15 protein-coding genes and 1 other annotated feature are annotated in these 21,033 nt (G+C 37.0%); of the genes, 9 read left to right on the top strand and 6 right to left on the bottom strand.

Annotation, left to right across the window (positions count from 1 at the left end; all coding sequences use genetic code 11):
• Positions 1 to 53 precede the first annotated feature (53 nt).
• Complete coding sequence (locus ACFYKT_RS11900; protein WP_389219709.1) at positions 54 to 2,987, bottom strand: transglycosylase domain-containing protein; 2,934 nt, start codon at positions 2,985 to 2,987, stop codon at positions 54 to 56.
• A gap of 207 nt (positions 2,988 to 3,194) precedes the next feature.
• Positions 3,195 to 3,421, top strand: a binding site (T-box leader).
• A 266-nt stretch (positions 3,422 to 3,687) separates the two neighbouring features.
• On the opposite strand from ACFYKT_RS11900, the gene tyrS reads away from it, so the two are divergent.
• Positions 3,688 to 4,944 (top strand): tyrosine--tRNA ligase, encoded by a 1,257-nt coding sequence (gene tyrS, locus ACFYKT_RS11895; RefSeq protein ID WP_389219708.1) that lies wholly within the window; start codon positions 3,688 to 3,690, stop codon positions 4,942 to 4,944.
• 410 nt (positions 4,945 to 5,354) lie between these two features.
• Here tyrS and rpsD read toward each other — a convergent pair whose 3' ends face one another.
• Positions 5,355 to 5,957 (bottom strand): 30S ribosomal protein S4, encoded by a 603-nt coding sequence (gene rpsD, locus ACFYKT_RS11890; RefSeq protein ID WP_389219706.1) that lies wholly within the window; start codon positions 5,955 to 5,957, stop codon positions 5,355 to 5,357.
• A gap of 466 nt (positions 5,958 to 6,423) precedes the next feature.
• On the opposite strand from rpsD, the gene ACFYKT_RS11885 reads away from it, so the two are divergent.
• The 3 genes from ACFYKT_RS11885 (at position 6,424) to megL (ending at position 10,276) form a co-directional block, all read left to right on the top strand.
• On the top strand, positions 6,424 to 7,017 hold the full coding sequence (locus ACFYKT_RS11885) for a hypothetical protein (protein WP_389219704.1): 594 nt from the start codon (positions 6,424 to 6,426) through the stop codon (positions 7,015 to 7,017).
• A gap of 106 nt (positions 7,018 to 7,123) precedes the next feature.
• Positions 7,124 to 8,929 carry a sensor domain-containing diguanylate cyclase gene (locus ACFYKT_RS11880; RefSeq protein ID WP_389219702.1) on the top strand — a complete coding sequence of 602 codons (1,806 nt, stop codon included), beginning with the start codon at positions 7,124 to 7,126 and terminating at the stop codon, positions 8,927 to 8,929.
• A gap of 159 nt (positions 8,930 to 9,088) precedes the next feature.
• Positions 9,089 to 10,276: a methionine gamma-lyase gene (gene megL, locus ACFYKT_RS11875; protein WP_389219700.1), complete on the top strand. Its 1,188-nt coding sequence runs from the start codon at positions 9,089 to 9,091 to the stop codon at positions 10,274 to 10,276.
• 51 nt (positions 10,277 to 10,327) lie between these two features.
• On the opposite strand, the gene ACFYKT_RS11870 is transcribed toward megL, so the two are convergent.
• Positions 10,328 to 10,807: a GAF domain-containing protein gene (locus tag ACFYKT_RS11870; protein WP_389219698.1), complete on the bottom strand. Its 480-nt coding sequence runs from the start codon at positions 10,805 to 10,807 to the stop codon at positions 10,328 to 10,330.
• Positions 10,808 to 10,978: 171 nt separating this feature from the next.
• Between ACFYKT_RS11870 and refZ the strand changes: the two genes are divergently transcribed.
• On the top strand, positions 10,979 to 11,614 hold the full coding sequence (gene refZ, locus ACFYKT_RS11865) for a forespore capture DNA-binding protein RefZ (RefSeq protein ID WP_389219696.1): 636 nt from the start codon (positions 10,979 to 10,981) through the stop codon (positions 11,612 to 11,614).
• A gap of 11 nt (positions 11,615 to 11,625) precedes the next feature.
• Here refZ and hisJ read toward each other — a convergent pair whose 3' ends face one another.
• Positions 11,626 to 12,435, bottom strand: a complete 810-nt coding sequence (hisJ, locus tag ACFYKT_RS11860; protein ID WP_389219694.1) for a histidinol-phosphatase HisJ — start codon at positions 12,433 to 12,435, stop codon at positions 11,626 to 11,628.
• 244 nt (positions 12,436 to 12,679) lie between these two features.
• Here hisJ and ezrA point away from each other — a divergent pair, with 244 nt between their 5' ends.
• The gene (gene ezrA, locus ACFYKT_RS11855) at positions 12,680 to 14,365 is read left to right on the top strand and encodes a septation ring formation regulator EzrA (RefSeq protein WP_389219692.1); all 1,686 of its coding nucleotides are present in this window, start codon (positions 12,680 to 12,682) and stop codon (positions 14,363 to 14,365) included.
• Positions 14,366 to 14,668: 303 nt separating this feature from the next.
• Here ezrA and brnQ (ACFYKT_RS11850) read toward each other — a convergent pair whose 3' ends face one another.
• Both brnQ (ACFYKT_RS11850) and brnQ (ACFYKT_RS11845) read right to left on the bottom strand, forming a co-directional pair.
• A complete protein-coding gene (brnQ, locus tag ACFYKT_RS11850) occupies positions 14,669 to 16,009 on the bottom strand; it encodes a branched-chain amino acid transport system II carrier protein (RefSeq protein WP_389219690.1) in 1,341 nt (446 codons plus the stop codon).
• A gap of 309 nt (positions 16,010 to 16,318) precedes the next feature.
• Positions 16,319 to 17,656, bottom strand: a complete 1,338-nt coding sequence (gene brnQ / locus ACFYKT_RS11845) for a branched-chain amino acid transport system II carrier protein (protein ID WP_389219688.1) — start codon at positions 17,654 to 17,656, stop codon at positions 16,319 to 16,321.
• Between the two features lie 377 nt (positions 17,657 to 18,033).
• Between brnQ (ACFYKT_RS11845) and ACFYKT_RS11840 the strand changes: the two genes are divergently transcribed.
• The 3 genes from ACFYKT_RS11840 (at position 18,034) to ACFYKT_RS11830 (ending at position 20,886) form a co-directional block, all read left to right on the top strand.
• On the top strand, positions 18,034 to 19,176 hold the full coding sequence (locus ACFYKT_RS11840; protein WP_389219686.1) for a cysteine desulfurase family protein: 1,143 nt from the start codon (positions 18,034 to 18,036) through the stop codon (positions 19,174 to 19,176).
• A 1-nt stretch (position 19,177) separates the two neighbouring features.
• On the top strand, positions 19,178 to 20,383 hold the full coding sequence (thiI, locus tag ACFYKT_RS11835) for a tRNA uracil 4-sulfurtransferase ThiI (protein ID WP_389219685.1): 1,206 nt from the start codon (positions 19,178 to 19,180) through the stop codon (positions 20,381 to 20,383).
• 296 nt (positions 20,384 to 20,679) lie between these two features.
• Entirely contained in the window at positions 20,680 to 20,886 is a 207-nt protein-coding gene (locus tag ACFYKT_RS11830; RefSeq protein ID WP_102274259.1) for an alpha/beta-type small acid-soluble spore protein, read from the top strand.
• The last annotated feature ends 147 nt before the right edge of the window (positions 20,887 to 21,033 follow it).

The following is a 21,033-nucleotide window of genomic DNA, read 5'->3' as shown; positions in this document are numbered from 1 at the left end:
ACAAATAAGAGAACCGCACTCAAAAACTTGAGTGCGGTTCTCTTATTTGTTAACTATCCATTATTATTATTATTATTATTATTATTATTATTATTATTATTATTATTATTTGGTGGAGGCTCAGTTTCGCCATTCTGATTATTGCCGCTTCCATCCTCATTTCCAGGAGGTGTTGTTTCTCCATCTCCTGGAGGATCCGGTTTCTCGACTGCTGGCGGTTCGGTTTCCTTTTCAGGTTTCTTTCCAACTTGTATCAAATTGGATGGAGCAGATTCTTTTCCTGCAATATCGACAGCAGTTACATAGAACTCCCCGTTTGGAGCAGTAAAGGTTAGTGAATTTCCTGCAGATATACTGGCTACTTTCTTTGCACCACTCTCTGTCTTCTGATAGACACGATAACCTACTACATCACCTTCAGGATGTTTCCCCCATGTAATAGTAGAATTACCTCCACTTATACTTGGCGCATTAGGTTGTTTGCCATTTTCCTCGAGCTTTGATTCAGCGACTAGCAAACTTCCCCATCGGCCTAAATTAGGAATTAAATGGGATGTATCTTTAATTGGTATTCCGTACTTATTTTCAAAATAGTTTGGGCTCAGTATGACCCCAGTTGTAGTGAATTCTTCAGGTGTGCTATCTAATGCTAAGTAGCGGCTATCCCCTATTTGAACGTATCTGCCATTTGCAAAGCTATCATCTGAGCTTGAAGGAACAAACTTTGCGTTATACCAATCGGATTCAACAAGGCCGGCTTTCGAACAAGCATCAGAAGGAAGAAGACCAGATGCTGCACAATAAGAGCGTTTAACAATTCCGCCAGGCATTTGGAATTGTTTATCTGGATCCACTATACTTGGAGCTACATCATAAGCTGAATTCATTAAGTGTGCCCATAAATAAATGATTCGTGGGCTATGGTGAAGACCTTTATATCTCAATTCCATTGGCTTTGGTGTATCATATCCAGTCCAGACGCCAAAGCTGACATTTGGATTAGTTGCAACAAACCAAGTATCTTTTAAATCTTGGCCTGTTCCAGTTTTTCCAGCCCAATCTGAGCTGAATTTTAAACGGCTTTTTAAAGAGTTGGCTGTCCCGCTATTTATTACATCTCTCATCATATCAATGGTTAACCAAGCGGTTTGAGGGCTGAATACTTCAACAGGCTTTACCTCATGCTGATAAACAATATTTCCTGAACTATCGACAATTTTATCGATGATATAGCTGTCGATGAATTTCCCCTCGTTAGCAAATGTCCCGAATGCGTTCACGTTTTCTTCAACGGTCACTCCATTTGTTATCCCGCCGAGTGCGAGAGAAGGATTATGATAATCACTTTCGATTACTGATGAGAAACCCATTTTTTCTAAATATTGAGCTGGACGCTGATCCATGATGGATCTATACGTTAGCATGGCTGGAACATTATAGGACATCTTTAATGCATGACGAGCCGATACTAAACCGCTGTATCTCTTATCATAGTTTGTAGGATAAGGAACATCCGGTTTTGCTGGATTTAAGTATACAGGAACATCAGGTATGACTGTTCCTGGAGCAACAGCACCAAGTTCCATAGCAGGAGCGTATACGAGTAAAGGCTTCATTGTAGATCCGTTTGGTCTTAAAGCATCTGTAGCATGATTAAGCTGTTCCACTTCATAATCTCTTCCACCAACAAATGAAAGGATTTTCCCAGTACTGTTCTCTATAAGAATAGCACCGAGCTGCACTGGCTCGACTACTTCCTTCTTTTCCCCTGTTTCAGGGTCCTTAACAATTTCTACTTTGTCACTTCCGTAATACTCAAATTTATCTCTTGCTGCTTGCATAGAATCGTAGATCTCTTTATTAATAGTCGTATGAATTTGGTAGCCATTCTGACGTAAATTACGGTCAGCTAGAATTTTGTACTCATTTCTAAGCTCGCTGTCATCTTTTAAGTCTTGTTCATCGTAGCCATCATGCTCTGCTAATAGCATGGACATGACTTCAACTGCACGCTTTTCGATTTCGAATGTTAAATAAGGGTACTTTTCAATCGAACTTTCGACGCGTGGGATGAAGTCCTTTGTAATATCATAGGCTATTGCATCATTATATTGATTTTGGTCAATCCTTCCATCATCAAACATCCTTTTTAATACCGTTTCCATACGTGTTAAGCCTGGTTTAATCCCTTCAGGAGTTTTTAATTCTCCTTTTTGGGTATAGGGTGTATAACCAAATGGACTCTGTGGAAGACCAGCAATGAAAGCAGCTTGTGGAAGATTTAATTCCTTTGCACTTACTCCAAACAACCCTTTAGCAGCTGCTTGAACTCCAGCAATATTTCTTCCAGATGAGTTTCTGCCAAAAGTAGAGACGTTTAAATAAGCTTCAAGTATCTCTTTCTTGTCGAAGAACTTTTCAAGTCGAAGGGCAAGCAAAATTTCCTTTGCTTTTCGTTCAAAAGAAACCTCGTTTGTCAGCAGCTGATTTTTGATTAGCTGCTGTGTCAGCGTACTTCCTCCTGTTTGGACAGAAGAATTAGAAACCTCTTGGAAAATAGCACGCATAATCGCTTTAGGCACAACACCGTCATGCTCATAAAAATACTCATCTTCTGTGGCAACGACAGCATTTATTACATGCTCTGATACATCCTCAAGCTTGACTTCTTCACGCTCAAGGTCTGTCCGGAGCTTTCCAAGATAGACATTATCTGCAAAGTATAATTCCGATGTTTCTTCATAATTGTATATATCTTTTTTCATATTTTCGTATGGACGTATCTGCTCATCCTTTACAAGAGAGGCGAAATAGCCAGCACCAACTCCACCAGCAAATGAACCGCCTAGGACCATTAATATGATAAAAAGTAAAACTAAGTTCCATGTGACTTGTAAAGTGACACTTGCACCCTTTTTTGTCTTTTTATTAGTAAAAAGGCTAAGCCAAGACTTCAATTGATTCATAAAGTTTCGGTTTTCTTTCATTCAATCATCCCCCTAAAATCACATACATTATAGCATAAACTGGCATACTATTATCTCTAGGTTCGCTTTTTTTCAGAATTTCCCTTCTTTTTGTTTGTCGAATAACGTAAGTATTAAGTTTCAATATTTAAGAAGTATTTTATTGTTTTTTATGTTGACATTTGTTCATGATATATGATAAAAATGATGCTATATCCTAAAAGTTTATATTAAGCATTGACGGGATCCCATGTAGTGCTTCTATCTCTGTTTCAGAAAGCTGACGGCTGCTGCGAGTCAGTACATGTAGAAGGATGAATTACCTCCCCGAGCTTTCACTGTCAACTTGCACATGCAATAATAGCAGTGAACGGTTATCCGTTATCGTAATGAGTGGAGGATTTTTTTGTCCTCAATCTGGGTGGTACCGCGCAAAATTAATATGCGTCCCTGCAATTATGCAGGGGCGCTTTTTTGTATTTTTGAAAAATTGTTTTGATAAGTTGTGTGAATGTAAGTTGTTGATTGGAGCGGAAGGTGTGAGACTCCTGCGGGAGGAGTGGGACAGGTGAGACCCCGCAGGAGCGGATGCTCCGAGGAGGCTCACCGCCCACCCCGCGGAAAGCGAGCACCTGGAGCGGAAATCAACCTTTACCAACTATGTTTTCATTAGGCAATCTAGGTAATTAATTTGGATAAAAAAGTTTAGGAGGTATATGAAATGAATTTACTTGAAGATTTACAGTGGAGAGGAATTATCTACCAGCAAACAGATGCAGAGGGAATGAAGGAAACACTTGAAAAGGAGAAAATCTCCTTATACTGTGGGATGGATCCTACTGGTGATAGCATGCATATTGGACACTTGCTGCCATTCCTTACATTAAGAAGATTTCAAAACCATGGCCATCGTCCAATTGTTCTTGTTGGTGGGGCAACTGGATTAATTGGTGATCCAAAGGCAACCGAAGAAAGAACACTGCAAACGATTGAGACGGTTCAGCATAATGTTGAATGTTTAACGGCTCAACTGAAAACGATTTTTAACTTTGAAGGTGAGAATGGAGCGATCATGGTCAATAACTATGATTGGACTTCAGAGATGAATATGATTACATTCCTCAGAGATTACGGGAAGCATATCGGAATCAACTATATGCTGGCAAAGGATACGATTGCGAGCCGTTTAGAAACTGGAATCTCCTTTACTGAGTTCGCTTATACGATCATGCAAGGAATGGACTTCAAGCATCTATACGAGAATCATCAGTGCAAATTACAAATTGGCGGCAGTGACCAATGGGGAAATATTACGACTGGTCTTGAGCTTATCCGCAAAATGGTTGGGGAAGGCTCGAAGGCATACGGCATGACAATACCGCTTGTGACAAAAGCAGATGGAACGAAATTCGGCAAGACAGAAAGCGGAGCAGTTTGGTTAGATCCAGAGAAAACAACTCCATATGAGTTCTACCAATTCTGGATTAATGCTGCAGATGCCGATGTGATTAAATACTTAAAATACTTCACATTCCTTTCTAAAGAAGAGATTGAAGCACTAGAACAATCTGTCCAAGAAGAGGCACATCTCCGCAAAGCCCAAAAAGCGCTTGCTGAGGAAATGACTCGTATGATTCATGGGGAAGAATCATTAATTCAGGCGATAAAAATTTCTGAGGCACTTTTCAGCGGAGACGTTAGAAATCTTTCAGCTTCTGAAATTAAACAAGGTTTTAAAGATGTTCCGTCTTACGAGCATACAGCAGGAGAAGATATCAATATTGTTGATCTTCTAGTTGAGGCTAAAATTTCTCCATCTAAGCGCCAAGCGCGTGAAGATGTTGGAAATGGGGCTGTTTATGTGAATGGAGAACGTGTAACAGAACTTGAATATGTTCTTTCTGAAAAGGACCGGATTGAAGGGCAATTTACTGTCATTAGACGCGGGAAGAAGAAATATTTCTTAATTAAGTACTAAAACCTTCAATAGTTAAACAGTTCATTTTTCGTGGAGAAACATTAGAAGTTAGTAGACCAAATCGCACTGATTTGGTCTTTTCCATTTGAAAAGGGTGAGGAGGTAGAAATTTACTTGCCAGTTCGTTAATAAACCATAAAATTGAAGAATTTTGCGGACTGTTGTTCCGCTATTTCAAAAAAATAGTATTTATTTCTTATAATTTTGGACTCTGGTTCCGCTATTAGCGTTTGATATAGTAAATTTTGTACGATTATGATCATTTAACGGAACTGTTGTCCGCTAGCGCTACGAAAATAGTGGATATTATATAAATAGCGGAATAGGTGTCCGTTAAATTTCTGAGAACAAATAAAAACCCTAGAACCATTAGGTCTCTAGGGTTTTTAATATTGCTCTTTGCAAAGCTATTAACGAGAGTAGAATTCTACGATTAGTGATTCGTTAATTTCAGCAGGAAGCTCAGAACGCTCTGGTAAGCGAGTGAAAGTTCCTTCTAATTTGTCTGCATCGAAAGTAACGAAGTCAGGAACGAAGTTAGTAACTTCGATTGCTTCTTTAACGATGTCAAGGTTACGAGATTTCTCGCGAAGTGTAATTGTTTGGCCAGGAGCTAAACGGTATGATGGGATATCAACACGACGTCCATCAACCATGATATGTCCGTGGTTAACAATTTGACGAGCCTGACGGCGAGTGCGAGCAAGACCTAAACGATAAACAACGTTGTCAAGACGTGATTCAAGAAGAATCATGAAGTTTTCACCGTGTTTACCAGCCATTTTGCCAGCTTTATCAAATAAGTTACGGAATTGACGCTCATTTACACCATACATATGACGAAGCTTTTGCTTCTCTTGTAATTGTAATCCGTACTCAGATAATTTTTTACGTTGGTTTGGACCATGTTGTCCAGGAGCGTAAGGACGCTTTTCTAATTCTTTACCAGTACCGCTTAGTGAAATACCAAGACGACGTGATAATTTCCAGCTTGGGCCAGTATAACGAGCCATGAATGACTCCTCCTTTAAATGTTTTTATTTTGTAAAATAAAAACAGATGCACGCAACAATCATGTCCATTTTGTTTTCATGTACCTTCGCCCCAGCAGCAGGGGGTTACACAGTACCCCATCATCGAAAAATGCGGAAGGTGCCCGCTTATCGGCGACAAGCATAAGACGAGCCGGCATGAAGGTTGTTCTTTAACCTTCTTGTCGGATTGGCTTATGACCTCGAGCCGATGGCACCTGGAGCTAGACAGCTTCAGGAATCCGATTGAGGAACAAAATGAGAGCATCAAGGCGCTCACATAGGCTGCAATATTTTACACAAAGAGTATTATATAACTTTTTAATATAAAATGTCAATATGTATTTACCTATATGTATTTAACTGAATATCAAACTTTTTTACTAGCCCGCCTATTTAGATATGGTATAATAAAGTTGGATAAATGATTAATAAAGAGTGATTCCATTTGAAAGAATCGTTGAAAGAAAGACGTGTCCGATTTATATTAATCGGTTTTTTTATGTTTTTAATTGTTAGCGCTTTTCTATATCGCTTTGATCAGCAGCAAGTACATGTGAAACAATATCCATCTATGGCTCTTGTTCTAGAACAGAGTAATCAAGCTAGAGTTAATCCGGTTGTTGCTCTATATGAATATATACATAACCAGCATGTATTGGCGATCTATGAAGTTGAGAGTTCGAATCGATTTAGATTTAAAGCAAGGCATGCGATTGAATTGAAGGATGCACCCGACCGCTTGCTCCCAGATGTAACAGGTGAAGGGATATGGGCAAATGTTCGGGGAGACTGGATATACTTTACGCAAAATTTACAGGAGGAGAAAAGGGATCCCGGACAGCGGAGCTCAGATTCTCCATTTGAAACCCGATTTCAATTTGATGAAAATGAATCCATTATTAATATAAATGGCAAACAATCAATAACTATGGTGATAGGCGAAAAGCCAACTGGGCTGCATTCTTTATCTGAGAATGGGTCATTATGGCTTGTTATTACTGAAACGGATATAAAAATTGCTGAGATTGAAACGAAATAGACAAAAATAAGCAGGGAATTTAAGGCAAAAATATATATAATTTTAAATGTAAGAATATACAATTTTAATTACGCGTGAATAGTATGACTAATAGGTGATGATTAGAATGGAACAGTTTGAGCTGCAAATGAAATTAAAATTGAAAAGTCATTTTTTCGACATCATGGATACGGAAGATGGCTTATTAAATGATGATCAATTAATGAAAGCAATGCTCGAAACGATAAAAGAGTTGACGGGGGCACTGGATGTTTCCTTCTTAGACACATCAATAATAGAGAAGAAGATGCCTTCGATCGTTCCTTTTTCCATTTCTGAACTTAGTCGTCTAAGCAAGGTTTATAAACAATTAGTACCTGAATTCGAAGAATATGATCTCATGCTGCTCCTTATCCATAAGGATTGCTTACTAGGTGGCATATTGCTAAAAGGAATAGAAGGATCATTTTCAGATGAATTTTTTGACATGCTAAGCGAAGAATCTGCGCGATTCTTATATAAAGCTCGCCAGCTAGTGAAAACAATTTCAGAAGAAAAAAGATATAAACAATTGTACCGTGTAACGGAGAAATTCCATTCCTCAATGAACATAGATGATGTGCTAGGAGAGATCATTTATACATTACAGGAGGTCTATCCGTCGTTTATCTATTATCTTCTCCTATCACATGATAATAATAAGCTCGGAGACTTGCCAATCAAGGATTTAGAATATGATAGTGAAAATATTGCAGCGATGCAAGCGTATGTGACTGGAACTTCTCAATTCGAGGATTCTATACAAGAAAAAAAATCTATTTTATATACTCCGTTAAAAGGGAAACAAGGAGTATATGGAGTATTACAGGTGATTGCGCCGAATTCACTTGTATTTCCAAATAATGAAGTGGAGTTCATTACCCTTTTGGCTAATACAGCCGGAACGGCATTAGAAAATGCACAGCTTTATCAGCAATCGAAGCGGCTAATTACAGATCTTCAACTAATTAATGAAACTTCACATCGATTAAATTCAAATTTGCGATTAACCGAAACAATGACATTCATTACCGAACAGATCATCCATTCATTTGATGCGGAAGAAGTCGGCTTTATTTTATTTTCAAAGGATTATAAGGAAATAAAAATATTAAAAGGCAGTACGGATTTCTTTCAGCAAAAGGATGCAGAATTATATATAAATTACACAAAGGGAAAAGTAGAAAAAGAGAAGGAATCTCTTTTTATTGGGGATTTTAATCTGCAGGACTCCCTGACAAGGATTCAATATAAGTCAATAATGGCTGTTCCTATGACTCAATCAGGTGTACTCAAAGGCATTGCACTTGTGATGCATCAACAACCTTATCATTTCACTTTTGAAACCTTTAAATTGCTGCAATCACTTGTCCACCACTCTACTCTTGCCTTTACAAATTCGATGTTAAGAGAAGAGCTAGAGAAAATGGTTGTGACAGATCATTTGACAAAACTTTATTCAAGAAGTTACTTAGATGAGAAAATTCATCTGTCAATGAATAAGGATCAAGAAGGTACATTCATGATGATTGATATTGATAATTTCAAATTAATTAATGACACATTTGGTCATCAAGTAGGCGATGACGTCATTATCCAAGTGGCTGATCTTATTAATGCGAATATTAGAGGATCTGATATCGGTGCACGATGGGGTGGAGAAGAACTGGCTATTTATTTGCCAGGTGTATCCCTAAACGCTGGAATTATCATAGCAGAAAGGCTTGTAAGAAGAGTTTCTGAATGTACGAAACCTCAGGTGACTATTTCTTGCGGTGTCTCACATTGGAATAAGGGCTGCCATGACTCTTACCCTGCATTATTTAAGCGTGCTGATAGAGCTCTTTATATGGCTAAACAATCAGGAAAAAATAAAGTTGTTGTTCAAAAGTAGTGATGGACATTCATATTGGAATCTGCTGTGTAATCATCGGCAGATTCTTATTTTTTGTAAATGGCTTTCAAAATAGTTCGAATTATCATATCCTATAATTAAGAGTTATATTTTTTTGAACCTTATGAAAGCGTTTACAACAGAAAGGGGGAGGAAAAAATGAACAAAAATAATTCAATGAACTTTGAAACAAAAATCATTCATGAAGGATATGAATCAGAAAAATATAGTGGAAGCCTCGCACCGCCTATATTCCAAACATCAACCTTTACATTTGAAACAGCGCAACAAGGGGAACGCCGCTTTGCTGGAGAAGAAGATGGATATATTTATTCAAGGCTTGGCAATCCAACGGTTACGATGCTGGAGGAAAGAATGGCTGCTCTAGAAAATGGAGAAGCGGCCCTTGCATTTGGTTCGGGAATGGCTGCTGTCTCGGCTATTCTGCTCGGTTTAACAAAAACAGGTGATCATATTCTGTGCTCACAAGGGGTATATGGCTGTACATTCGGTTTATTGGAGATGATGAACGATAAGTATAAAATCAGTCATGACTTCTCGGCGATGGAATCGAAAGAACAGTTATTACAAGCTATTCGCCCAGAAACGGTATGTATTTATGTTGAATCACCAATTAACCCAACAATGAAGCTAGTGGATTTGCAAATGGTTGCTGAAGTTGGAAAAGAAAAAGGAATCCCAGTAGTTGTGGATAATACATTCTGTTCCCCGTATTTGCAAAATCCGATTTCTCTTGGCTGTGATGTTGTTATTCATAGTGCGACAAAATATATATGTGGTCATGGTGACGTGATTGCTGGAATTGCTGTTGGGAAAAAGGATTTTATGAGAAAAATGGCAATGACAACACAGAAGGATATTGGTGGTATTATATCCCCGTTCGATGCGTGGCTGCTGCTTCGAGGATTAAAGACGCTAGCAGTAAGGATGGATCGCCATTGTGAGAATGCAAGAAAGTTAGCAAGCTTTCTATTAACCCATCCAAAAGTAGCTCATGTTTATTTTCCAGGGGATGAGAAAAGTCCTGACTATGCCATTGCCCAAAAGCAAATGAGGCAGCCAGGCGGGATAATATCCTTTACATTACATGGGGATAAAGAAACAGCTCAAGTTCTAATGAATGAATTAAAGCTTATCAAAATTGCTGTTAGTCTTGGGGATGCTGAGACATTAATTCAGCATCCTGCAACAATGACACATGCAGTTGTGCCAAAAGAGTCTAGGGAAAAGATGGGCATAGAGGACACATTGCTCAGATTATCAGTTGGACTGGAATCATGGGAAGATATTCGCGACGATCTCGAGCAAGCATTAAGTAAAATTTAATAGAAACAAAGAAAGCGATGATTTAAATATCATCGCTTTCTTTCTTATGAATTATAAATACCTCACTAGAACCTCAACAAACTCTTCTAATTTTCTTTGATCCAACTCGTCAAAGCGGCTTTTTTCAGGTGAATCAATATCTAAAACACCAATAAGCTGGCCATCCTTTACTAGAGGAACAACAATTTCTGATAGAGAAGCTGCATCACAAGCAATATGGCCAGGAAAAAGATTCACATCTTCTACCAATATCGTTTCCATTTGCTTAGCAGAGGTGCCGCAAACGCCTCTGCCTATTGGGATTCTCACACATGCAGGAAGTCCTTGAAAGGGGCCTAATACTAGTTCATTCTCCTCCATTAAATAGAAGCCAACCCAATTGATACGGTCTAAAAATTGATTTAATAAAGCGGATGCATTACTTAAATTGGCGATACGGTTCGGCTCACCTTCTAGCAATGCGGCAAGCTGCTTAATTACTAAAGTGTAATTTTCCTCGCGAGTTCCTCGGTAAAATTCGACGTTAAACATCTTTAATCACCTTACTTCCTTGTATAGTATTTAAATTATAGCAAAACAAGAGGAAATAAGTGAAACTTTGTCGAGAACTATATAAAGGATAAGGCGGTTTTAACAAGAATGTTTATATATAACAAGAAATCAACGTAATTTGACAGCAATATTTGAAAGCGGGGTGGAGAAATGAAAAAGGATACAAAAGAAGTCATTGTTGCTGCTTCCATACATTTATTTAATGTAAACGGGTTTCATGGAACATCGATTAGGGATATTGCTGGAAAGGCAAAAGTGAATCCAGCGAATATTGCCTATTACTTTGAAAATAAACATGGTTTACTTGAGCATTGTTTCACCATTTTCTTTGAGAGATATGTGGAGGAAATTGAGAAGGGATTTGCATTTATCGAACAGGGGGCTTCCGTTTGTTTGAAGAAAATAGCAGAAAACATTATGTTTTTTCAATTTGAAAATCTACATTTAACTCGGCTGATTTTGCGTGAGATTTCAATTGATTCACAGATTGTGCGTGAAATTATGTCTACTTATCTTACGAAGGAACGATTTTATTTTAATAGGGTCATTGAAAGAGGAATGAAGACGAAGGAATTTTGCCATGTAAACGCTGATTATATTACTTTGCAGCTGAAAGGGCTGTTGAATATGCCTTTTTTGAATACGCACTATTTAAGTGAAGTCTTGCATGTCCTGCCAAATGAGAAATATTTTGCCGAGAAATATATAAAAGAGGTTTATAAATGGATTGACGGTGTTATCTGTAAGAATGAATATGAAAGGGCTTATTTAGCAGTGAATTATTAGCTAGAAGGGAATCAAATGAGTGGATCCCCTTCTAATGTCATCATGCTAAGACCTTGACCAAGTTCTTTAGATTGATGTGCATCAGAGCCGTAGACAAGCTTAATCCCCATTTTTGAGGCTTCTGCAGCCACCCATTCAGGTGGATAGGCTTCCTTGCAAAGAGGTTTCGAAAACCCTGCCCCGTTATAATCAATTTCATACTCGGAAGCTTTGATAGCAGTTAACACTTCCATGATCTCTTTTGTAAATTCCCTTTTTACGGGAAATTTTTTTTGGAATTTTTTCACTAAGGTTATATGACCGATTCGAGTAGGCTTATAAGGCCCTAAGTCAGAATAGATAGACTGCAGTAAGGTATTGAAGTACGTACGATAAATGGCTTCACTGGTTCCATATGCAGCAAGCATTTGACCGAAGCCTTTTGGTGAATAATCTAAACAGTCATATTGGCCCCTATATTTTAAAAAATGAACAGAAAGGATGGAATCGTCTAAATAGCTGCCGTATTGATTCAGGAAATTTTTAATTTCATGTTCAAAGCCTTCGATATAATCAACCTCAAGCCCCGTATTGATTTTGATTCGTCCATCGTAAATAGATTTGATCCTTGAAATCTCCTCAAAGTAAAATCCCAATTCATTGATCCTCATAGACGAATCTTTTTGGGGAGTAGGATCATGAAACCCTTTTGGTAATGGTGCGTGCTCTGTAAAGGATATTTCCCTGAAGCCTAATGAAAGGGCTTTTTCTACATATTCTTCTAATGTATCCTTTGTGCCATGCGGGCAAAATGGAGTATGAATATGACCATCTTTAATCATTTGACATTCCCCTTTCTTCTTGTATATTAAAAAAACAGAATGAAATATTTGAAAATTTAAGTAATATACAGATAAAATGAGTATGCATATATGTTTTTTCACAATAATTTAGATAAAAATATGAAATAAATAGTCAATAAATGTCGTTTACATGGTATCATAAAAACATTGAACTGAACATGATTTCAAAAATTCATATAGATTATCATATATCGGCTCGGTACAGAACAGGGGGCTTTAAAAAGTGGAATACATTATTGGCGTTATCGTCATTCTATTGGGGTTATTTTTAACCGGATTTATATTAAAGAAAAAATACTATAAAGATATTGATCGACTTGAAGCATGGAAGATGGATATTATGAATCGCCCTGTTCTAGATGAAATGTCAAAAGTAAAGCAACTAAATATGACAGGTCAAACAGAAGAGCTGTTTGAACGCTGGCGGATGGAATGGGATGAAATTGTAACTGCCCAATTGCCGAATGTAGAAGAGTATTTATTCGATGCGGAAGAATATATTGATAAATACAGGTTCAAAAAAGCCAAAGATGTTCAGCAGGAAATTGAAAAGTTCTTAACTGAAATTGAAGATAATATCAAAAAATTATTGAATGAGTTGAATGAGCTCGTAGGAAGTGAAGAGAAAAACAGGACGGAGATTGAAGAATTAAAAGATATTTATCGTGAGAACAAAAAAACATTACTCGCCCATCGCCATACATATGGAAAAGCAGCGGATATTCTTGAAACACAGTTAGATGAGGCCTTTGCAAAGTTTCAAGACTTTAATGATAAAACGAGTAGTGGGAACTATCTTGAGGCAAGAGAAATTGTGCTAACAATAAAAGGGGAGTTAGAACAAGTAAATGTAAAGATGGAAGAAATTCCGACTTTACTGGTTGAATGTCTTTCGAAAGTTCCTTCTGAAATAAAAGAATTGAAAGACGGGTATAAGGATATGCTCGAGCAAGGATTCATTCTTGACCATATTCAGTTTGAGAAAGAGGTTGAGAGGCTAGAAGAAGAAGTAGCCAACTATAAAGCTTGTGTCGAACGAACAGAAATTGTTGATGTACAAAGAGGAATGGGAGAAATGAAAGATCGTATTGAATTATTATATGATCTCCTAGAAGAGGAAGTACATTCAAAGCATTTTATTAATAAGCAGGACGGCGCAACAAGAAATATGCTTTTTACAAACAGAGAAATTAATAAGCAATTAAAGACGGAGTTAGAAATTGTTCGTCAAAGCTATCATGTGTCAGACAAAGATGTAGAAATTCAAACGCAGCTTGATAAGAAATTATCCCAATTATTTAATCGCTTTGAATTACTTGACCATAAAATTAATAGTCAAAGCACGGCCCATTCACTTCTTAAAGAAGAGCTTGATGGGATTAAGAGTCAGCTTGAAGAAATTGAGGATGAACAAGCAGCATTTGCTGAAAAACTGCAAATGCTGAGAAAAGATGAAATGACTGCCCGCGAAAAAGTAAAGGAACTTAGGAAAAGAATTGCTGAAACGGTTAGACTCATTTCAAAAAGTAATGTACCAGGGCTACCTCAGGACTACAAATATTTAATGCAAGATGCAAAGGAAAGTATTGAAAATGTGATTGCAAAGCTTGAAGAGCAGCCGCTAAATATCCAGACGATTCAGCAATATTTAGAAGTTGCTGTGCTTACGGTAGATAAGGTTGTGGATACAACAGAGGATATCGTTGAAACGATCATCCTAGTCGAGAAAGTGATTCAATACGGAAATCGATACCGGAGCAGATACCCGTCAATTGAAAAGGGGCTGCTTGATGCAGAAGCATCATTTAGGGGATTTGATTATAAGACGGCATTAGAGCAGGCGGCAACAGCGATAGAGGAAATTGAACCTGGTGCCATTAATAAGATTGAGATCTTGATAAAAGAATAGTTGCATTAAAAAGCCCGCTATTGCGGGCTTTTTGTATGTGGAAAATGGTCAGCCTGATTAATTAAACAAGGCTTTATGAGAGAAGTGATACCCAGCGCATGAAATGTACCTACTTAGTAGTGAGAAAATACCCATAGTAAAGGGTGTTTTTCAGGAATATCAAAAAAGGTCCGATTTCTCAATTCTAATGCTGAGAAATTGGACCTTTTTATATTTACTTTTAGTACAAAATAGTTCTTAAATTTGATGAAATTAATTTCCTAAAGTGGTACATCTGAACAAAGATTTCCTTTTTAATAACTATTAGTTATTCGATGGAACTGTTTTGTTCTTTGCTGAACCAACAACTAAAGCGATAGCATATCCAACTACAGCACCTACAATAGCAGGAACAAGCCAGCCTAAACCTTGTGAGAATAATGGAAGTACATCTAATACTTCTGTAATTGCAGAAACGTTAACCCCAGCAGCATTTAAACCGTCTACTAGACCGATTAGACCAGTTGGAATTAATGCAAAGCGATAAACTAAAGCGTATCCATTGAATAGATTGTGAACAAATGATAGTAAGATTAACACGATAGCAAGTGGGTAGATAAATACTAATACTGGTACTGAGAAGCTAATAAGCTGAGTTAAACCAACGTTAGCGATTACTGCACTAAAAGCTGCGAAGATAATTACTAAAGTCTTATAAGAAAGATTTGGCATTAATTTATTGAAGTATTGCGCACAAGATGAAATTAAGCCAACTGCTGTTGTTAAACAAGCGAACAAGATTGCTAAGCCAAGAATAACTGATCCAAATGAACCGAATAAGTGACTAGCTGCAGCTGATAGAAGTGATCCGCCATTTTCATGCAGGCCAATTGCTTCTGGGCTAGTAGATCCGATGTATGCAAGTGATAGATAAACAAGTGCAAGACCAGCGGCAGCAACTACTGCAGCTTTAATCGTAAGCTTTGATAATGATTTTGTATTTGTTACACCCATACCTTTAATTGTAGCAATAACCATTCCGCCAAAAACTAGAGAAGCAATAGCATCCATTGTTAAATAACCTTCAACAAAACCTTTGAAAAATGCGCCATCAGCATATGGGCCAACTGGTGCTTGTGGTGCTCCTAATGGAGTGATAAGTGCTTTAACTACGAATAATCCTAAAACAGTTAATAATGCTGGTGTTAATAATTTACCGATACGATCAACTAATTTTGATGGGTTCATTGATAACCAAGCAGAAATGATAAAATAAATGATTGTAAAAACTAATAGCCAAATACCAGTTGATGTACCTTCTGGCAAGAATGGAACTACACCGATTTCAAATGCAACTGTTCCAGTACGTGGAATTGCGAAAAGTGGTCCGATAACTAGATATAGAACAACTGCAAAGATAACTGCAAAAACTGGATGAACTCTGTTACCTAATGTTTGTAAGTCACCAACTTTTGAAATAGCGATAACACCTAATAATGGTAATCCAACACCTGTTATTAGAAAACCAATAATGGCTGTCCACATATTCGTTCCTGCGTCTTGTCCAAGAAATGGAGGGAAAATCATATTTCCTGCTCCGAAGAATAATGCGAATAACATAAGTCCAACTGCTGTAATTTGTTTTCCTGATAAGTTAGTATTCATTGTTTTTCCCCCTGTTGTAATTTAAAAAATGTTTTGAAAATTTATGACAAAATAATAGAATTATTATTTACTTAATATTGTTTATGGAAATAATCCAGTGTAGTAACCTGTTGTCATCCCTTTTTCCTCCTAATTTTATATTTACAAAATGTTGTGACAATTTAGGGTAAAAATTATTTAAATATACTAAATTAATTATGATTATATATTATGTCGAAGATTCTGTAAATTGGTTTTTAAAAAAAAATATATTTTTTTAATAGGAGTAATCTTGTGGATTACTCCTATTAAATTAAACCTTTATTACTATTAATTCGTTTGAATAGTTTTCTGTGTTGCTCCTGAAGCTAAAGCAATGAAATACCCTACGATAGCTCCTACAATAGCTGGTACAACCCAACCGATGCCTTGTGAGAATAATGGAAGGAAACTCAATGCATCCATTACACCAGAAACGTTTACACCAGCAGTATTTAAGCCATCCAAAAGACTAATAATACCTGTTGGGATTAATGCACAAATATAAACTAAAGAATAGCCTTTAAATGCATTATGGAAAAACGATAGAACAATCAGCACGATAGCTAGTGGATAAATAATTACTAGAACAGGTACCGAGAAATTAATAAGCTGTGTTAAGCCAATATTAGCAATGATCGTACTAAATATTGAGAAAATTAAAACTATAGTTTTGTAAGAATATCTTGGTAATAACTTGTTAAAATACGTTGCACATGCTGATACTAGACCAATTGAAGTGGTCAAGCATGCAAATACTATCGCTAACGCAAGAATAATGGATCCGAATGACCCGAATAAGTAGCTAGCAGCTCCTGAAAGAATTGCCCCACCATTTTGTTGTAATCCTAAAGCATCAGGTGCAGTAGATCCGATAAAAGCAAGTGCAATATAAACAAGTGCAAGTCCTGCCGCGGCAATTAGCCCAGCTTGTACACAAATTTTTGTAATTGATTTTTTGTTTGTTACGCCTAAACCTTGAATGGAACTAATAACAATAATTCCAAATACAAGTGCTGCAATAGTATCCATTGTTAGGTAGCCTTCAACAAAACCTTTAAAGAAAGCTCCATCAACATATGCACCAGTTGGAGCTTGTGCGTCTCCTAATGGCGTAATAAGACTCTTAACAACAATAATGCCTAAAATAATTAATAGTGCAGGTGTTAAAACCTTTCCAATCGTATCAACTAATTTAGTTGGGTTCATTGCAAGCCATGCTGTAATGATAAAGAAAACGATTGAAAAAATAATAAGAGGTACAGGACTGTTTATAGCGCTTTCAGATAAAAACGGGATCATACCGATTTCATATGAAACAGTCGCTGTACGTGGAATCGCAAACAGTGGTCCAATAACTAAGTACATGACTACTGTAAAGATCACGCCGTATACTGGGTGAACACGGCTAGCCATTGTTTGTACATCACCAACTCTTGCAATTGCGATGATAGCTAGTAACGGCAACCCAACCCCAGTTATTAAAAATCCTATGATGGCAGTCCACACATTTGTTCCTGCATCTTGTCCTAAAAATGGAGGAAAAATCATATTTCCTGCCCCGAAAAATAGTGCAAATAACATGAGCCCAACGGCCATGATTTGCTTAGATGATAACTTTGAATTCATACTTCATCCCCCTGAATCAGTCCCCTAAATATTTTGAACATTTACATAGTAACATAAGTGTTAAAAAAATTGTCGAATATTATCAAAGTCTTAATTTTAAATATATTAAGATAACGTTTTCAATCTGCAATTTTATACTTACCATAGCGTAATTGTTCCCATAAATAAAGGGGTTTATTAAAGTTTACAACAATATTTCATTTCAAAAAAATAACAGGATTGGGCAAAATAAATAATAAAATTAAACTTTCGTCATAGGAGTTTTTTATCATTGACGGATTATTTTATAATGAATATGAGGCAAAGAAATTTAATTGCTAAAACTTTTATGATATGATTTAAAGTTGCCAATACGTTTTTGGAGGAAGGAGAAGACAATGATTTACTTCGATAACAGTGCAACAACAAAGCCATATAAGGAAGTATTAGAGGCGTTCAACAAAGTATCAGCTGAATATTTTGGAAATCCATCCTCCCTGCATGGGTTAGGCGGAATGGCAGAGAAACTCCTCTTACAAGCTAGAGAACAAATGGCTAAGCTTCTAAAGGTACAATCGAATGAAATTTATTTTACTTCTGGCGGTACAGAAAGTAATAATATAGCTATTAAAGGGACAGCCCTTATGTATAGAAACAGAGGTCGCCATATTATTACAACGAAGATTGAGCATCCTTCTATAAAGGAATCAATGGAACAGCTTAGAAGTCTAGGCTTTCAGATTACATACATTCCAGTCGATGATCGCGGGATTGTAAGTGTTAGTGAAATTGAAAAGGCGATTACAGATGAAACCATCTTGGTCTCTGTCATGCATGTAAATAATGAAACGGGGTCCGTTCAACCGATTAAAGAGATTGGTCAGCTTTTAAAACGGTATTCGAAAGTCCTTTTTCATGTCGATCATGTTCAGGGGATCGGGAAAGTTCCTCTCCATTTCTATGAAAGCAACATAGACTTATGTACAATTTCAGGCCATAAATTTCATGGATTAAAGGGTACGGGAGCATTGTTTATTCGTCATGGAGTGAAAATATCTCCCCTGTTTTCAGGAGGGGGCCAAGAATGGAATCAAAGAAGCGGCACTGAAAATGTGGCAGGAATGGTAGCAATGGCTAAAGCATTGAGATTGACGCTTCTCAGACAGGATACAGGTCTGGCTGAACTAATAATTATCAAGGATTTTTTGAGGAAGGAATTGGAAAAGATAGAGGGGGTACAGATTTACACTCCTGCTACTCAATCGTCCCCTCATATAATAAATTTTTCAATTAGAGGGTTTAAGGCGGAAGTATTCGTTCATGCACTTGAGGAGAGAAATATCTTTGTCTCTACAACAAGTGCTTGCGCTTCCAAAACACGGAAAGCTAGCAGCGTGCTTTTAGCAATGGGTGTTCCAGAAGATGAGGCAATGAGTTCCATTAGGTTAAGTCTTTCATTTGAGAACACACTTGATGAAGCAAAACAATTTATTGCTTCGGTAAAAGAAGCTGTACTAAAGCTAAGAGAGGTAATGAATTAATATGAATTATGATCGAATTCTTATTCGTTTTGGAGAATTATCGACAAAAGGAAGAAACCGTAAAGCGTTTATTTATAAACTCAGACGGAATATCAAGCGAGTATTAAGGGATTTTGAACAAATAAAAATTGAAGTAAATAGAGAGCGAATGTTTATTCTTTTGAATGGGGAAAACGGATTTGAAATCGTAGAATTATTGAAGAGTGTGTTTGGTATTCAATCCTTTAGTCCAGCAATTAAAACAGATAAAGAGATTGAAAACATGAAGGACGCTGCTTTAGATTTGTTCAAAAAGATCTATCAAGAAGGAAATACTTTCAAAATTACAACAAAGAGATCGGATAAACGGTATTTTCTAGATACAAATGGGGTTAATCAAACATTTGGTGCCCATTTACTGAAAAATATCCCTGGATTAAAAGTAGATGTAAAAAATCCGGATATTAATCTTCAAATTGAAATTAGAGACGAGGCCGTTTATTTCTCTTGTGAAAACATTCTAGGTGCTGGCGGGCTTCCAGTAGGTTCGGGCGGAAAAGGAATGCTGATGCTTTCAGGTGGAATTGATAGCCCTGTCGCAGGATTTTTATCAATGAAAAGAGGCGTAGAAATTGAAGCTGTTCATTTCTATAGCCCTCCATTTACGAGTGAACGTTCAAAACAGAAGGTAATTGACCTAACAGCGAAGCTCGCGAATATAAGTGGTGCAGTAAAGCTTCATATCGTCCCTTTTACTGATATACAACAACTTATCCAAAAGCAGATTCCTGAGAACTATTCTATGACAACGACTAGACGGTTGATGCTTCAAATAACAGATGAAATCAGAAGGAAGAATGAAGGTCTTGCGATTATCACTGGTGAGAGTTTAGGGCAAGTAGCTAGCCAAACACTTGAAAGTATGTATGCGATCAATGACGTAACAAGTACGCCTATTCTACGTCCGTTAATTACAATGGACAAGTCTGAGATTATTGACATATCAAGAATAATTGATACTTTCGATATCTCTAATCGGCCATATGAAGATTGTTGTACAGTTTTTGTTCCATCTTCACCAAAAACAAAACCAAAAAAAGAAAAGGTTCAACATTTTGAAAGCTACATTGATTTTGAACCTCTTATTACAAAAGCCGTAGAAAACACTGAAGTGATCGTAATTACTCCACAATCTTCACAACAGGATCCGTTAAGTGAATTATTTTAAAAGTTTTTCTAAATGATTGTTGTTCTTCAAATAAGTTTTACTTCTAAAAAAGGTTGTTGATTGGAGCGGAAGGTGCGAGACTCCTGCGGGAGAAGTGGGACAGGTGAGACCCCGCAGGAGCGGATGCTCCGAGGAGGCTCACCGCCCACCCCGCGGAAAGCGAGTACCTGGAGCGGAAATCAACCTCTACACACTACATGGTCTCAACTGGATTTCAATGAAGTAATTACCAATAAATATTTGAATATGGTCATGTGATTCTACACATTCTATACTCACAAGGAGGTGAAAATCACATGGCTAACAACAACAGTAACTCAAATCAACTTTTAGTTCCTGGAGTGCAACAAGCTCTAGACCAAATGAAATATGAAATTGCTTCTGAGTTCGGTGTTAACTTAGGTGCTGATACAACTTCTCGTGCTAACGGTTCAGTTGGTGGAGAAATTACAAAGCGTTTAGTTCAAACAGCTCAACAACAACTAGCTGGTTTTGGACGATAATAAAAAAATAAATAATATGGCTACAAGGAGCAGGAATCCATTCCTGCTCCTTATTTATGTTTATAGAAAAAGATTAAATTAATATTTTTAAAAAATAAATGGTTTTGAATTATTAAATAATTTAGTATAATTAGTTCGAAGATAGAA

Source organism: Cytobacillus mangrovibacter (assembly GCF_042865275.1).
Classification (GTDB): domain Bacteria; phylum Bacillota; class Bacilli; order Bacillales; family Cytobacillaceae; genus Cytobacillus; species Cytobacillus mangrovibacter.
The sequence above is the reverse complement of the archived record's forward strand: the minus strand, read 5'-3'. Positions and strand labels throughout refer to the sequence as shown.